Raw genomic sequence first — 14,266 nt, forward strand, 5'->3', positions numbered from 1 at the left:
GGCTTTATTTTAAGGTAGAATCTTAGCTAACCACAATCTTAACTTTAAACTTAAATAGCTGGTGTAACCGGTGGTATGGTTAAAAATTTTCCCATCTTTGATAATTAAAATAGTCGGTGTAGCTTGAATATCCCAGCCTTGAGAAAATTCTCCTGTCGGGTCGTTAATAGTTGCAAAGGTGTAGCCGTTTTCATTGAGATAGCTTTGTACCTCAGCATCATTACCTGATTTTAAGGCGACTCCTAGCACTTCTGTGCCATTTTCGGATAACTGTTGAATGTTTGGTGAAACCACTTTACAAAAGTGGCACCAACTTCCCCAAAAATAGAGCAACATCGGTTTTTCGTGACTAAGTTGGGCAATAATTTTCGGTTGATTTTGAATATCATAATGCACTTGTTGTTCAAATTGGGTTGGGGTAGCGGGGGCTCTGTACCAATCGACAATAAAACTGAGCACGATAAATAAGCCACCAAAGACGAAAATATTTTTCATTAAACGAAAAATGAGCGATTTCTTTTGAGTCATAATGTGATTTAGCTAAAAGCGACAAAAAACCTGTGAATGTTGCTCTACAGGCTTTTTGTTGTTAATGAGATTACAGAATATCTAATAATTCTACTTCAAAAATTAAGGTAGCGAATGGGGGAATGGATGCACCTGCACCACGTTCACCGTAAGCTAATTCATGAGGAATGGTTAAACGCCATTTTGAGCCAACAGGCATTAGTTGTAATGCTTCTGTCCAACCACGAATTACGCCATTTACAGGGAATTCTGCTGGCTGACCTCGTTTTACTGAGCTGTCAAACACGGTGCCATCAATTAATGAACCTGTGTAATGAACACGTACGGTTGAGGTTGCTGTGGGTTTCTCGCCTGTGCCTTCAGTTAAAATTTCGTATTGTAAACCGCTGTCAGTAATGATGACGCCATTTGCTTTTTTGTTTTCTTCTAAAAAGGCTTTGTTTTCTGCATCAATCGCTTTAAAGGCTTCTGTTTGAGCCGCTTCAGCACGCTGACCTAACTCTTGTAATGCAGCCGTTACTTCGTTGATGTTAATTGCAGGCTCATTGTTATTTAATACATCGTAAATACCGCGAGCAACGGCTTCTGCATTTACGTCCATACCACTGCTTAAAAGTTGCTGACCGATTTGTAAACCGATGCCATAACCGCCTTTTGATTCTAATGAGTCTAATGCAACTGAATTGAAATCTAATGCCATTTTTTGTTCCTTATAAATTGAATTCTGTATTAAAAATAAATACGGATAGTTAAATGGGGGCAAAAATTGAAAATACAAGATAAGAAAGATCAAGCGGTTAATGTTTTGCAAAATTTTGCAAGAAAATGACCGCTTGTTTTTTCCAACTCTTGAATCTGCTAAACTAGCAGGCAATGATTTCTCACGAACCAAACAATCAATGACGAAAGAACTCTCCGCTCACACCCCTGATGATTAAGGCTATGTTTGTTTATTTACAATGGTTGGCACATTGTTGATATAAAAAGCTACATAATAACCTACACTTATGTAGCTTTTATTGTTAAGAAATGAAGTTATCTCTGAAGAGGAGGGATAAAATGCCTGATAGTATTATCGATTATCATTGGGTATTTAGCCCATTCAATATTAAGTATAAACTTACTTTTGCATTTTTCAAGAAGTCTGTTCATTTTAAGCCTTGTGTTCCGATTCTCCTTTTTATCTCCATTTTCTTTACTCTGCATATAGGAACTTATAGCTAGAGGAAGGCTTTTCTCTTGTTTTATATAATGAAGAAAATCTTGGAATTTAAATGCTATTTTTGCTCTCCTATAAATAAGAATTTGATTAAATGGATTCTCCAACATTGAAACCTCTGATAATAGAGAGGTTTCTGGGCTAAAGGCTTTATTCTTAATTCTAATCGGGTAATGTGTTGCTTAATATGCTTTTTCTTAACTCTTATGTTCTTTTCACAAACATCACTAATTTTTACAACCTTTAATTTCTCATATACTAAAAGATAATTACTAGAACGTTTAGAACCAATAGCGTAGTTGTGCTTACAATTATCTTCATTATCTAAGAAATTTTTCCCTGTTTTGGCATTAGGAATTGAGAAGTAGAAATTTTTTAAAAACTGCTTGCCGTGTATATCAAGAGTCATATCCATTCGGGTTATTTTACCATTTTGGAAAAGCATATCGATAGCTTCTCCTCCAATATGTTTTTTTAACCATTTAATCACATTCGGTATATCATTCTTCCTTGCATATTGCGGAGATAGCTCAAATCTAACTGCTGGGGTACTAAGTTTTCTTGAGAAATCGTAGGATAAAAGCATATAGAAATCTGGGTTTCTCATAGAGGTAATCTTAATACAACGTCTATAATGTTTAACTTTAATTTGAGATACATTATAGTTACTAGATTCAATAACAGTTAGCCTATCGAACTTCTTATATATATCGCAAAAGTCTTTAGCTGGGGTTATATCTGAAACAAAAGAAAATTTATCAATTCCCATATAAATAGGGTATTTGTAGAAAGAACCTACATAGATAAAGTTATTTTTTCTATAAACAGCATTTATATTCAATAATACAGCATTTTTCATAATTCTTTTCCTATTGAGTTTTAGTGTTATTCAATAAATATGCTTGTAGCGTGCTAATAGAGTGACTAGAACTTGAAGTACACACCTCCTTTCTATTTACAATCCATTCATCAATTTCTTCTTCTAACCACGCAACCGCTCTTACTGAAAGTTTCTTTGGTTGTGGAAAATCAGATGATTTGATCAAGCGATAAATAGTTGATTTTGATAACGTTGTTTTTGCCATTACTTGGCGAAGTTTTATGAGTTGCATAGCTACCTCGATAGTTATCAAAAGGCGGGATTACCTTTTGTCGAGATGCATTTACAAATATGGAAAATTAGTCTGAACTAGCTGGATTTTTGCTTTTTTTATGGGTTGAAAACTGACAGTTAGTTATAAATAGTTAAAGTTTAATGACTGTCAGTTTTAAGTGGTATATACTGACAGTCAGTTAAATTTAAAGAGGGATTAATATGCACAAGAATTTAGTAGGTCAGACTGCTGAGCAAAAAAGAAACTGCAAAGAGCAAAAAAAGCGGAGAGAGGACATCAAAAAGAAATTCCCTAAGACGATAACTTACTATACCTATGGACCTATCAATAAGAAGATTGAGAAAAGAGCTAAGAGATTTACTGCAATTTTTGAAAAATTAAAGATTAAATACAGAAAGAGTGAGATAAAATCACTGGCTATTACTTACTATATCCATACCTATAAAAAAGAAAGTTTGGAAAAACTATTCTCATTTATATATAAAAAATTAGTTAAAAATGAAATTGGTATAGATGACTTAATTCCATATTTAGACCGGAAATTTCCCGAAATAGAAACAAGGTGGAATAAAAAATTGGTCATTGAGTATCTACTACTTAAGAAATAAATGATATGAAGAATACTGATGTTGGTATGATTTCTTTTAGATTTACACTTTCAATAGAACAGCTATCAAAAAGCATTAGTTTTTCATCTTTATAGTTATGAATTAAGCTCCAATGAGAGTTTGTTGAGAATAGCACGATAGTATTAGGCTGTTCTATGTGGGATAAAATAGCAGAAAGTAATTTTGAACGCTGTTTTATTGTAGAGGGGGTAATTTTGATATGGTTATGGATGTTAGTTATATGGTTTAGCAGATATTTCATTTGATAAATATCTATCCCACCAGTAAGGAGATCATACATTCCCCAATTATTCATATAAGCAAGAAGTAACTCATTAAATAATGGTTTTCTCCTGAGTTTTTTGTTTGATACGAAATAAACAGCATTAACGATACTATAAATTCCACATAAACAATCTAGCTCACCTTGTAATAGTGCTTTCATATTTAACTTTAAGTAGTGGTTATATATACATATTTTAACATATAATAAATAACCTACAAAACAGTCTCCAAAAACACTAAAAGCCCTCGTTTTTTATCTGCACTTAAGCGATCTAAATGCGAGTTTAGTCGATTTCGTATACTGTCTTCTGATACAGGAATAAAACGATGGTTATTACCGTCTTTTTGTTCTGACATACAATCAACAAAAAACCATCCAATTTCAGTATTTAATGCAGTAGCGATTTCCACTAAATGAGCCACATTGATCTTATTTTCTCCACGTTCATAGCGAGAAAGTTGTTGTTGAGCTATGCCGATTTGTTCAGACAATTCTGCAGCACTGAACCCAAGCTCTTTTCGCTTTTGCTGAATTCGTTTTCCTACCAATCTGTCTGTTTCTGTTACTGAAAGTTTCGACATTACTCAAGCCCTAATTTATCTTTTATTACTATTTTGTTATTGTTTTACTCTTTTAAAAATATCGGTTATAGTATCTTTTGGTTTTTTTATTTAATTAAGGATTTTTTATGAAACACGTACTTGCATTAATTCATTGGTTTGGTCCGTTTGAGTTAGATAAAGTTATTGGTTCAGAATGGGGAGCTAAAAAGGGGTTATATCTAATTACTGGTAAGCAAAAAGGAGATCGAGTGGCAAATATTCAATATTGTGGTAAAACAGAATACCAAACTTATGCTAAGCGTTTAGGTAGGCATCATCGAGCACATTTTATTACTAGGGAGAGAGAAATTTGGTTAGGTTTATTACCTTCGGTTTCTGACGAAGAACTCTCGTATTACTTAGATAAATCTGAAAAATTACTTACTTATTATTTAGAACCTACCATCAATAAAAAAAATACTCGAACGATTCCGAGCCCTATTACACTTATTAGTTATTGGTTTAAGTCTTCTGGAGAAGAGCGTGAAAAACGTATCTATCTTGCCCAACAAGGAATTGATGATGTGATTTCTTGGAATGGCGAAGTATTTCGTACTAGTAACCTACGTATTACTAATAATGACGAGTAATTTTATATGCAATTATTAGAAGATTTGGATATTGTTGCTGAAGTTCTAGAGTATGAAGAAGGAAGTGATAAATCTGTATGGGGAGAGCCTTACCTATGCGAGATAAAATTTGACAGTAGTACCGAAGAATTAAGGATTAAAATTGAGTATGAGCTAGATGATGGTCAGCCGACGACTTTCGTAACATTTATGGGTAAACGAGATCCTTCTAATCCATTAGCTTTTAATTTAATTTCAAATAAACCCGATGTAGATAATTCTACAATACAGCTAGAGACTTCATTTGATGGAGAGTTTTGGTATTTTGAGGGTTACTTTTATGCCCACAATGATGGAAAAATAGAGTGTAGAGATATTTATATCAACCAAGTTGAGCCGTAGGAAAACGACCTAGATTTTTTTAATTAACCATCCAGAGGTTTTTTATGTTTTTAGACAATCTGTTATTACCGATAGACTTATTAGAGAAGGATTACAATGTGAAGTTACCTGATATGGAGAAAGCTCTATCTACATTGGGTATCACGAATGCCAATATCAGTTACATTGTCGGTCCAGTGGTAATTACTTACCATATCAAATTAGAACTTGATAGCCTAGAAAGTAACGTAATCAATCAACTTTCTAATCCTAAGAAATGGGCAGAAATATTGAATGTTCGTGTAGTAAGAATGATTCCGAGTGATTTTGGTACGTTCTCTTTGGAAATTCCACACAATAACCGCCATACAATTTCACTAAAAGATGTGATCTGTTCAGAAGCTTTTATCGGCAGTAATGCTAAACTACCGATAGCTTTAGGCGTAGATACAAAAGGTGAGCCTGTTGTAATTGATTTAGCCAAAACTCCTCATTTACTGATGTCTGGGCAAACGGGCGGTGGTAAATCACTTGGAGTGAACACGATGATTTTAAGCCTCTTGTTTAAACTTTCTCCAGAACAAGTTCGCTTTATTATGATTGATCCTAAAGTGGTGGAGCTTTCTATTTATAACGATACTCCACACTTATTAACGCCTGTGGTAACCGATATGAAAAAGGCAGCCAATGCGTTACGCTGGGCGGTAGAAGAAATGGAGCGCCGCTATATTTTAGTAAGCCATCTACAAGTGCGTAATATTGAAGGCTACAATGCGAAAATTGACCAAGCTGCGGCGATGAACTTACCAATTCCTGATCCAACTTGGAGACCGGGCGACTCAATGGATAGCTTACCGCCGCCACTACAGAAATTGAGCTATATTGTGTTAATTGTGGACGAGTTTGCCGATTTAATGATGTCTGCTGGCAAAGAAGTAGAAGAGTATATTATGCGATTTGCCCAAAAAGCAAGGGCAGTAGGTATTCACTTAATTCTTGCAACACAACGCCCTTCAACGGATGTAATTACAGGAGTAATTAAGGCAAATATCCCAAGCCGAATTGCGTTTACCGTTGCCAGCCAAATCGATTCAAGAACAATTTTAGATTCTGGCGGTGCGGAGGCCTTATTAGGGAGAGGCGATATGCTTTACTCTGGAGAAGGTAGTCCTGATATTATCCGTGTACACGGTGCGTTTATGAAAGACGACGAAGTGCAACGTGTGGCAGCTAACTGGCGAGCAAGAGGCAAACCAAATTATCTGGATAGCATTGTGGAATCAAAATCAGAGGATAATGATGCTAAAAATGACAATGCAGGCGGCGAGTTAGATCCGCTATTTGATGAGGTGGTGGAATATATTATTGAGACTGGTTCTGTTTCTATTAGTAATATTCAACGCCGATTCTCACTGGGCTTTAACCGAGCGGCGAGAATTGTCGATCAAATGGAAGCTCAAGGCATTGTTTCCGAGCCGGGCAAGGGCGGAAAGCGAGAAGTGCTGGCGAGATAGAAACAACTCAAGAATGATAGAAACTTCCTATTCTTGTTCTGTTAGTAAATCATCTAGGTAATCTGCCCACTTTTGTAGCCAAATCCTACATTCTTTATCATAAGAATGTAGGTTATACGTTCCTTCAATCCCTTTCTTTGAATGACCTAGAATTGCTTCGCCCACTTCATTTGGACAGCCTAACCTTGCCAAACCAGTACGAACCGTTCTACGTAGATCGTGTGGAGACCAGTGGGCAATATCTAGCATCAAACCGTTTTTTCTGAGTGTCCAAGTCCTTTCTGTTAGGTATTTTTGCTGAATTGGTTTTTCTTGTAATCTCATTTGAAATAGATATTTAGTAGAACGATCAAAGGTTTTTATTAGTTCTACTGCTTGAGTAGATAATTGAACATAACGAGATGTACCAGTTTTAGTTTCTCGTAAGAAAATCGTTTTCATCTCTAGATCAATATCATCCCAAGATATCGCACAGATTTTCCCTGTTCTGCAACCTGTTAAGAGAGTTAATAGGAAAACATTCTGTATTTTTTCCGTAAAACGTGAATTTCTTATCCATCTTAAGAATATCTCAAGCTCCCGATGATCAAAGGCTCTTGTTCCCTTATTATTAGTTAGCTTAACTGCTGTCATTCTTAGGCTTTCTTTTGCTAAAAATGCAGGATTAACAAAGTTTTCATCAAACTTATCTAATCCAATTGCAAAACGATAGGCAGAAATCCATTCTCGTAGCACATTACCTGCTTGAACTTGAGCGCCTCGCTCATTTACGATTCTTAAAATATGTTCTGCAATTTCTTTTCTCGTCATTGAAGATGCTAATCTATCCCCAAAGGGAATTACTACATCATTATGTAAAGTTCGGCGAACTTCATCTTGCCCTTTTGGTTTCCTTGCCCCAGCAATTAAACGCCCATTTTCACTATAATGATCTTCAATATATTGGGATAAATAGAGTTCTATAAGATCTTTAACGTAAAATTGTTGCTGTTTTTCTTTACTGGCTTGTTCTTTCTTGTAGGCTTTTAGTTCTGTGGCAGGGCAGCGACCAGCAAGCCGAATATGTTTTAACTCTTTAAGTTGTTTCCTTGCATCTGCTAAACTAACAGTAGGGAATGAACCTATTTTCACTTGCGTAAGTTTCTTTGTTATCGGGCTTGAATAACGATAAAAGAAAGTTTTTATACCAGTTTTACCGCAGGTGACTCTTAATCCTGAGTATTCCCCAACATCGGCTTTATCCTGATCCTTAGGTTTCATCATCTCAATTGTTTTTGTTGTTAATGGCTTTTTTACATCATTACTCATAAAATAGCTCCTTGAAAGAAAAGTGCTTATTTGTGTACATATATTATACTACGAGTTATGATAACCTACAAATAAACCTATATTTAAGCATAGGTTTTTATGAGACTTTATGGAATCTTAAGAAACGATATAGATCCTATATGTTTGATAAAATCATTTAATATCAATATATTAACTAATATAACAAGATGAATTTAAACGAAAAAAACACACAGCATACCCCAATGATGATGCAATATTTGCAACTTAAAGCCCAAAATCCTGATATTTTATTATTCTATCGAATGGGCGATTTTTATGAGCTATTTTATGATGATGCAAAAAGAGCAGCTGCATTGTTGGATATTTCATTGACCAAGCGTGGGCAGTCGGCAGGCGAGCCGATTCCGATGGCGGGTGTGCCGTATCACGCGGTGGAGGGGTATTTAGCAAAGCTGGTGGCATTAGGCGAGAGTGTAGCGATTTGCGAGCAAGTGGGCGACCCTACCACTTCAAAAGGACCAGTTGAACGCAAAGTCGTTAGAATTGTAACGCCAGGAACAGTGAGTGACGAAGCCTTGTTACCTGAACGTCAAGACAACTTGGTTGCAGCGGTATATGAAGAAAAAGGCACTTTTGCGATTGCTTCTTTAGATATGACTTCTGGGCGGTTTTTAATGAGCGAATTGCCGAGCAAAGAGGCGTTGGCCGCGGAGTTACAACGCTTGCAACCAGCGGAAATTCTGTATGCAGAAGATTTTTCGGCAGCGAGCATTTTAAACAATTATAAAGGTTTACGTCGTCGCCCTGTTTGGGAATTTGAATTGGTCACAGCTATTCAGTTATTAAACCGCCAATTTGGTACGCAAAGCCTCGCTGGATTTGGCGTAGAAAAAGCCGTGATAGCACTTTGTGCGGCTGGGTGCGTGTTGCATTATGCCCAAGAAACTCAACGCACCGCATTGCCTCATATTAATTCCATTAAATTGGCACAACATAGCGATACCATCTTATTAGATGCAGCCACTCGCCGTAATTTAGAGCTAACACAAAATCTCGCAGGTGGCACAGAAAATACGTTAGCTGCGGTGTTGGATAAGTGTGTTACCCCGATGGGGAGCCGTTTGCTCAAGCGTTGGATTCATCAACCGATTCGAGATTATGCCAAACTGGAAGGAAGGCAGCAGACCATCGCGGCGTTTATTCAATATGATCGAGTGAGCGAGCTGCAACCTTTGCTGCAGCAAGTAGGCGATATGGAGCGGATTTTAGCACGTGTTGCACTGCGATCGGCTCGTCCTCGAGATCTTACTCGTTTACGCACCGCATTAGCACAATTGCCTGAAATTGCAAAAAATTCGCAAAATCTGACCGCTAGTTTAGATAAGTTGTTATCTCAAGTCGCGGATTTTAGTGAGCTACACGATTTGCTTGAACGTGCGATTATTGAAAATCCGCCACAGCTTATGCGTGATGGTGGTGTGATCGCCGAAGGTTACAATGCCGAGCTTGATGAATGGAGAGAGCTTTCAGACGGAGCAACGCAATATTTGGAGAATCTGGAAATTCGTGAGCGTGAAAGCACAGGTATTGATTCCCTTAAAATCGGTTTTAATGCAGTACACGGCTACTATATTCAAATTAGTCAAGGGCAGGCTCACAAAGCTCCTATTCACTACGTTCGTCGCCAAACGCTTAAAAATGCCGAGCGGTATATTATTCCTGAACTTAAGACCTATGAAGATAAAGTATTAAAGGCGAAAGGGGCATCGCTTGCATTAGAAAAACAACTTTATGACGAATTGTTCGATATTTTGATGCCACGATTAGGTGAGTTACAACTGGCGGCAATGGCGTTATCAACGCTTGATGTGCTGACTAATTTGGCTGAACGAGCGGAGAGTTTAAATTATGTTTGTCCAACATTTAGCCAAACGAGAGTGGTTAATATCAAAGGTGGAAGACACCCTGTGGTTGAGCAAGTCTTAACGGATCCATTTATTGCTAATCCAGTATTTTTGAATGCCCAGCGTCATTTATTGATTGTAACGGGTCCGAATATGGGAGGGAAAAGCACTTATATGCGACAAATTGCATTGATTACGCTAATGGCGTATATCGGCAGTTTTGTGCCAGCAGAAAGTGCGGAGATAGGTCCGATTGATCGCATTTTCACTCGTATTGGTGCTAGTGATGATTTAGCTTCTGGACGTTCAACCTTTATGGTTGAGATGACTGAAATGGCGAATATTTTACACCAAGCCACAGAAAAAAGCCTTGTATTGATTGATGAAATTGGGCGAGGTACGTCCACCTATGATGGTTTATCGCTTGCTTGGGCGTGTGCGGAATGGTTAGCGAAGAAAATACAATCTTTAACCCTCTTTGCTACCCACTATTTTGAGTTAACAGGGCTACCACATCAATTTAAAGGTGTAGCAAATGTACATTTAGATGCACGTGAACACAACGATACGATTGCCTTTATGCACTCAGTGCAAGAGGGGGCTGCAAGTAAAAGTTATGGCTTGGCGGTAGCAGCACTTGCAGGTGTGCCAAAGCAGGTTATTCAATTGGCAAAACAACGTTTGGCACATTTAGAAGAAATCTCCCACCAAACCAAACAAGCCAATGAACACCCACAGGCGGATTTGCTTTTTGCAGCTGACTTCTACGATGATTTGCAAAAAAATGATGACAAACACTTGTGTTTGAACGTTGGCTTTGCCAACGGCTCCGAAGACGCGAGCGTAGCGAGTAATATTCGACCGCTTGCAGAAGAAAGCGATCTAGAAAAAGCCCTTAAAGCAATCCAACCCGATGAACTCACGCCAAAACAAGCGTTAGATGCGTTATACCAATTGAAGAAGTTATTAGATAATTAAGCAAAATCGCCCCTTAAACAGGGCGGTTTTTGCTTAGAACGTATGGGAAAATTCAATGTAAACACGATTTTTATCATAGTTATAAAAAGCGTGATTACTTTTTAATTTATTATATTGCCAGGTTAAACGAGGTGTAATCCCTTTAAAATGTAAAGCTCTATGCCAAAGGCTTACTTGCACACCGTATTCTTTATTACGTTGAGTAATTAGGAAAATTGGCATTGGAGCACGATGTTGCTTGCGGGCGTAGCTGACACTTAATTGGCTAGAAAGTCCATTCTTCCACTCTTGCCCCCAACCTAGAGATATTCCTTTGCGAATAAAGCTGTCATCTAAATCTCTCGTGCTATTGCGGTTAAAGTTTGCCCCAACAAACCAATATTGCTGGCTGCTTGGATAATAATAAACGCTTGGGGAAATAAAATGATAATTCCCATCTAAGTGCTTGCGGCGTGTGTAACGCTGCTCGGCATACTCATAAGTGATGGATGATTGCCATTGTGGCGTAATCCAATATTGCCAACGGGTATTTACCCCTCTTGCATTGGAATAACGTTTAGTGCTTTCACTTTGAGTTGAACCACCTGCATACCACATTTGCTCTAAGAATGGTAAAACAGTGATTTTCTGTTTTGCATTTTGATAGCCTAATCCAAAGCTTTCTCTTAGCGAATATTCATTATATTTTTTGTTATTCCAATAATATTTTCCATTACCATTTAGATGAAATTCGTGGAAGATACCATTTCCCCAAGACCATTTCTTTTCCACGTTAACGTTAAGTCCAACGCCTTGTGCGGATTCTTTTCTTGGTGCGGTCCAGCCATTATGAGCGGTGCCTGAAGCAGGGGCATTATTAATATTCGGATCGTTTAAAAAAGTTAAACCGCCTTGAAATATCCACCTATCTTGTTTATTGATTGCAGCTAAATAATGATGGATGATATTTGCAATTTCTGGCGGTAATTTATCCGCTTGTAATTTGTGAAATTGTGCTTCTGCTGCTTCATTTTCACGATTCTCAAAAAGAGTCACCGCAAGCTGCATACGGATTGGCTGATTTTCAGGATAATTGGCTAACAACTCTCGATAGAGCTTGATAGATTGAGCGTAGTTTTGCTTTGCTCTAGCCTCAACGGCTTTTGCCCATTGCATTATTTCTCTACTTTGCTCAGCAATAGACAATTTTTGATAAATAGGCAGCAAAAAGAGCACATCTTCCGCATTTCCTGTGATCAAGGTAGAGAGCATTGCCGAATTCAGTAAATGAGGTTGTTTAAGTAACTCTTGTTTTGAAAGAGAAATGGCTTTATCACTATGTTGTATTTGGGGCTGTGATTTCGATACTTTATGCTCGGGTCTTTCAAACGGTTGATTTTGTTGCATTCGCTGGCTATCTATTTTCTCTTGAATTTGAATTGGGGCAGCGGCGGTAAAAGCAAAATGTGAAGTTAAGATTAACGAAATAGGAATGATTTTTTTCATAGAGAGTTATAAAAGAAAAGGCTATTTAAAATAGCCCTTAATAGTTAAAGTTGGCATTAAATAGAGTATGCCGAATTTGTATTCTCTTGTAAATAGATAAAAAAAGACCCTTTTTTATACTTGAGCAATTTCACTTAATTAACAATCTCAACGACTTCTCTCACTAATTCACTGATCTTTTCCCATTTTTGTTCTTTAATTAGTGATTGCTCTACAAACCAAGATCCTCCACAAGCTAAGACGTTTGAGATAGTAAGATAATCCTTGATATTAGCGAGGCTGATTCCACCTGTTGGCATCATTTGTAAGTTGCTGTAAGGGCCTAATAATGCTTTAATCATTTTGGCTCCGCCACTTGCTTCTGCAGGGAAAAATTTGACCGCTTGTATGCCAAGCTCAAGTGCAGCTTCAATTGCCATTGGGTTATTTACGCCTGGGATAATTGGTAAGTTTAGATCTTGGCAATATTGCACGATATTTGGGTTAAAGCCTGGTGTAACAATACAATCTGCTCCAGCATTTTTAGCTGTTAAGACTTGCTCTTTGGTGAGTACTGTTCCTGCTGCTATTAATACTTCTGGATAGTTTGCTTTGACTAACTTAATTGCCTCTTCAGCCGCAGCCGAGCGGAAAGTAATTTCCACCACAGGTAAGCCATTATTGGATAAGGTCTTCGCAAGCGGTAAAATATCTTCCGCGTTGTCTAGTGCGATGACAGGGACAACTTTGAGTTCTCTTAATTTTTCTACGATTTGTTCGGTGGTATAACGCATTTCTAACCTCTTTATGTTGTATGCAAGCGGTCATTTTTGTCAAATTTTTTACAATAACAACCGCTTGTATTACTGTGCAAACTGCTGTTTTAGATGGGCGGTGGCTGATTTATCAATAATTGCCCCTTTGTGCTGAATCACAATGCTTGCAAGGGAGTTGCCTTGTTGGCAGCAAGTGACTAAATCTTTGCTGAGCAAATAGCCGTTAAGGAAACCTGCATTGAAAGAATCGCCTGCGGAGGTAGTGTCAACCACATTCTCAATGGGAATAGTTGGCACAAAAATTTGCTCATTGTGAGTTTGAACAGTTGCCCCCCGAGAGCCTTGTTTGACTACGATGGTTTCAATACCATATTGCGCAAGGCGGGTAAGTGTGTCTTGCTCGTTTGTATCACCCCAAAGTAGGTGTTCATCATCAAATGTAACGAGAGCTAAATCCACTAAATCGAGCAACTTAGCATAATACCGTTGAGCTGTTTCGGTACTTTTCCACAGTTTTGGGCGGTAGTTACTATCAAAAGCGATTTTCACGCCTTGTGTTTTCAGTGCATGCAGTTGCTCAATAAGCTTAAAACGGTCATTCTCAGACAGAATAGCCAATGAAATACCGCTAAGATAGACCATATCGGTTTCTGCTATTGCATTCAGGGCTTTCGGGTAATCAGAGTGTTGCAACAGATAACGAGCAGCGGACTGATTTCGCCAATAGAGAAACGTCCGTTCCCCTTGTTTATCCAACTGAATGAGATAAAGTCCAGGCTGGCGGTGTTCATCACGCAACACAAAATCAGTATTGATATTATCCGCCTGCCAAGCGTCCAGCATACCTTGACTGAGTTTATCTGTGCCAAGAGCGGAAATATAACGCACTTCAATCTGCTCAGGCGGAGTCACCCGAGTCAGATAAGTGGCGGTATTCAGCGAATCACCGCCATAAGTTTGATACATATTCCCAAACGGCTCGCCATTTAACTCAATCATACATTCCCCGATGATGGAGAGTTTTTTCATTGT

Annotated in this window: 15 protein-coding genes and 1 pseudogene; 6 read left to right on the top strand and 10 right to left on the bottom strand. The window is 37.9% G+C overall.

What is annotated here, in order from left to right:
• Positions 1-9 precede the first annotated feature (9 nt).
• Positions 10-528, bottom strand: a complete 519-nt coding sequence (locus GM698_RS05320; protein ID WP_176809461.1) for a protein disulfide oxidoreductase — start codon at positions 526-528, stop codon at positions 10-12.
• Positions 529-598: 70 nt separating this feature from the next.
• On the bottom strand, positions 599-1,228 hold the full coding sequence (locus GM698_RS05325) for an FKBP-type peptidyl-prolyl cis-trans isomerase (RefSeq protein ID WP_209289056.1): 630 nt from the start codon (positions 1,226-1,228) through the stop codon (positions 599-601).
• Positions 1,229-1,328: 100 nt separating this feature from the next.
• On the opposite strand from GM698_RS05325, the gene GM698_RS05330 reads away from it, so the two are divergent.
• Complete coding sequence (locus GM698_RS05330; RefSeq protein WP_209289057.1) at positions 1,329-1,466, top strand: hypothetical protein; 138 nt, start codon at positions 1,329-1,331, stop codon at positions 1,464-1,466.
• A gap of 339 nt (positions 1,467-1,805) precedes the next feature.
• Here GM698_RS05330 and GM698_RS05335 read toward each other — a convergent pair whose 3' ends face one another.
• Positions 1,806-2,606 (bottom strand): hypothetical protein, encoded by an 801-nt coding sequence (locus tag GM698_RS05335; protein WP_209289058.1) that lies wholly within the window; start codon positions 2,604-2,606, stop codon positions 1,806-1,808.
• Between the two features lie 10 nt (positions 2,607-2,616).
• On the bottom strand, positions 2,617-2,859 hold the full coding sequence (locus tag GM698_RS05340; RefSeq protein ID WP_176807775.1) for an AlpA family transcriptional regulator: 243 nt from the start codon (positions 2,857-2,859) through the stop codon (positions 2,617-2,619).
• A gap of 203 nt (positions 2,860-3,062) precedes the next feature.
• Here GM698_RS05340 and GM698_RS05345 point away from each other — a divergent pair, with 203 nt between their 5' ends.
• Entirely contained in the window at positions 3,063-3,470 is a 408-nt protein-coding gene (locus tag GM698_RS05345) for a hypothetical protein (RefSeq protein WP_159628786.1), read from the top strand.
• Here GM698_RS05345 and GM698_RS05350 read toward each other — a convergent pair.
• Both GM698_RS05350 and GM698_RS05355 read right to left on the bottom strand, forming a co-directional pair.
• Positions 3,460-3,915: a hypothetical protein gene (locus GM698_RS05350; protein ID WP_176807774.1), complete on the bottom strand. Its 456-nt coding sequence runs from the start codon at positions 3,913-3,915 to the stop codon at positions 3,460-3,462. The two genes, GM698_RS05345 and GM698_RS05350, sit on opposite strands and share 11 nt — an antisense overlap.
• 53 nt (positions 3,916-3,968) lie before the next feature.
• Positions 3,969-4,337 (bottom strand): helix-turn-helix domain-containing protein, encoded by a 369-nt coding sequence (locus GM698_RS05355; RefSeq protein ID WP_176809463.1) that lies wholly within the window; start codon positions 4,335-4,337, stop codon positions 3,969-3,971.
• 107 nt (positions 4,338-4,444) lie between these two features.
• Between GM698_RS05355 and GM698_RS05360 the strand changes: the two genes are divergently transcribed.
• From GM698_RS05360 to GM698_RS05370, 3 genes and pseudogenes are all read left to right on the top strand, one after another.
• On the top strand, positions 4,445-4,948 hold the full coding sequence (locus GM698_RS05360) for a hypothetical protein (protein ID WP_176807772.1): 504 nt from the start codon (positions 4,445-4,447) through the stop codon (positions 4,946-4,948).
• A gap of 6 nt (positions 4,949-4,954) precedes the next feature.
• Positions 4,955-5,329 carry a hypothetical protein gene (locus tag GM698_RS05365; protein ID WP_176807771.1) on the top strand — a complete coding sequence of 125 codons (375 nt, stop codon included), beginning with the start codon at positions 4,955-4,957 and terminating at the stop codon, positions 5,327-5,329.
• A gap of 347 nt (positions 5,330-5,676) precedes the next feature.
• Positions 5,677-6,822, top strand: a pseudogene (locus tag GM698_RS05370) (DNA translocase FtsK); the annotation flags it as partial.
• Between the two features lie 27 nt (positions 6,823-6,849).
• Here the strand turns inward: GM698_RS05370 and GM698_RS05375 are convergent.
• Positions 6,850-8,130, bottom strand: coding sequence for a site-specific integrase (locus tag GM698_RS05375; protein WP_209289059.1), 1,281 nt, complete (start codon positions 8,128-8,130; stop codon positions 6,850-6,852).
• 188 nt (positions 8,131-8,318) lie between these two features.
• On the opposite strand from GM698_RS05375, the gene mutS reads away from it, so the two are divergent.
• Positions 8,319-10,994, top strand: coding sequence for a DNA mismatch repair protein MutS (gene mutS / locus GM698_RS05380; RefSeq protein WP_209289060.1), 2,676 nt, complete (start codon positions 8,319-8,321; stop codon positions 10,992-10,994).
• Positions 10,995-11,027: 33 nt separating this feature from the next.
• Here mutS and GM698_RS05385 read toward each other — a convergent pair whose 3' ends face one another.
• From GM698_RS05385 to GM698_RS05395, 3 genes are all read right to left on the bottom strand, one after another.
• Positions 11,028-12,479: a surface lipoprotein assembly modifier gene (locus GM698_RS05385; protein ID WP_209289061.1), complete on the bottom strand. Its 1,452-nt coding sequence runs from the start codon at positions 12,477-12,479 to the stop codon at positions 11,028-11,030.
• 134 nt (positions 12,480-12,613) lie between these two features.
• Positions 12,614-13,252 (bottom strand): bifunctional 4-hydroxy-2-oxoglutarate aldolase/2-dehydro-3-deoxy-phosphogluconate aldolase, encoded by a 639-nt coding sequence (locus GM698_RS05390; protein ID WP_176809468.1) that lies wholly within the window; start codon positions 13,250-13,252, stop codon positions 12,614-12,616.
• 69 nt (positions 13,253-13,321) lie between these two features.
• Positions 13,322-14,263, bottom strand: coding sequence for a sugar kinase (locus tag GM698_RS05395; RefSeq protein ID WP_209289062.1), 942 nt, complete (start codon positions 14,261-14,263; stop codon positions 13,322-13,324).
• Positions 14,264-14,266: the final 3 nt, after the last annotated feature.

This window comes from Mannheimia sp. ZY171111, assembly GCF_017750945.1.
GTDB classification, from domain to species: domain Bacteria; phylum Pseudomonadota; class Gammaproteobacteria; order Enterobacterales; family Pasteurellaceae; genus Mannheimia; species Mannheimia pernigra.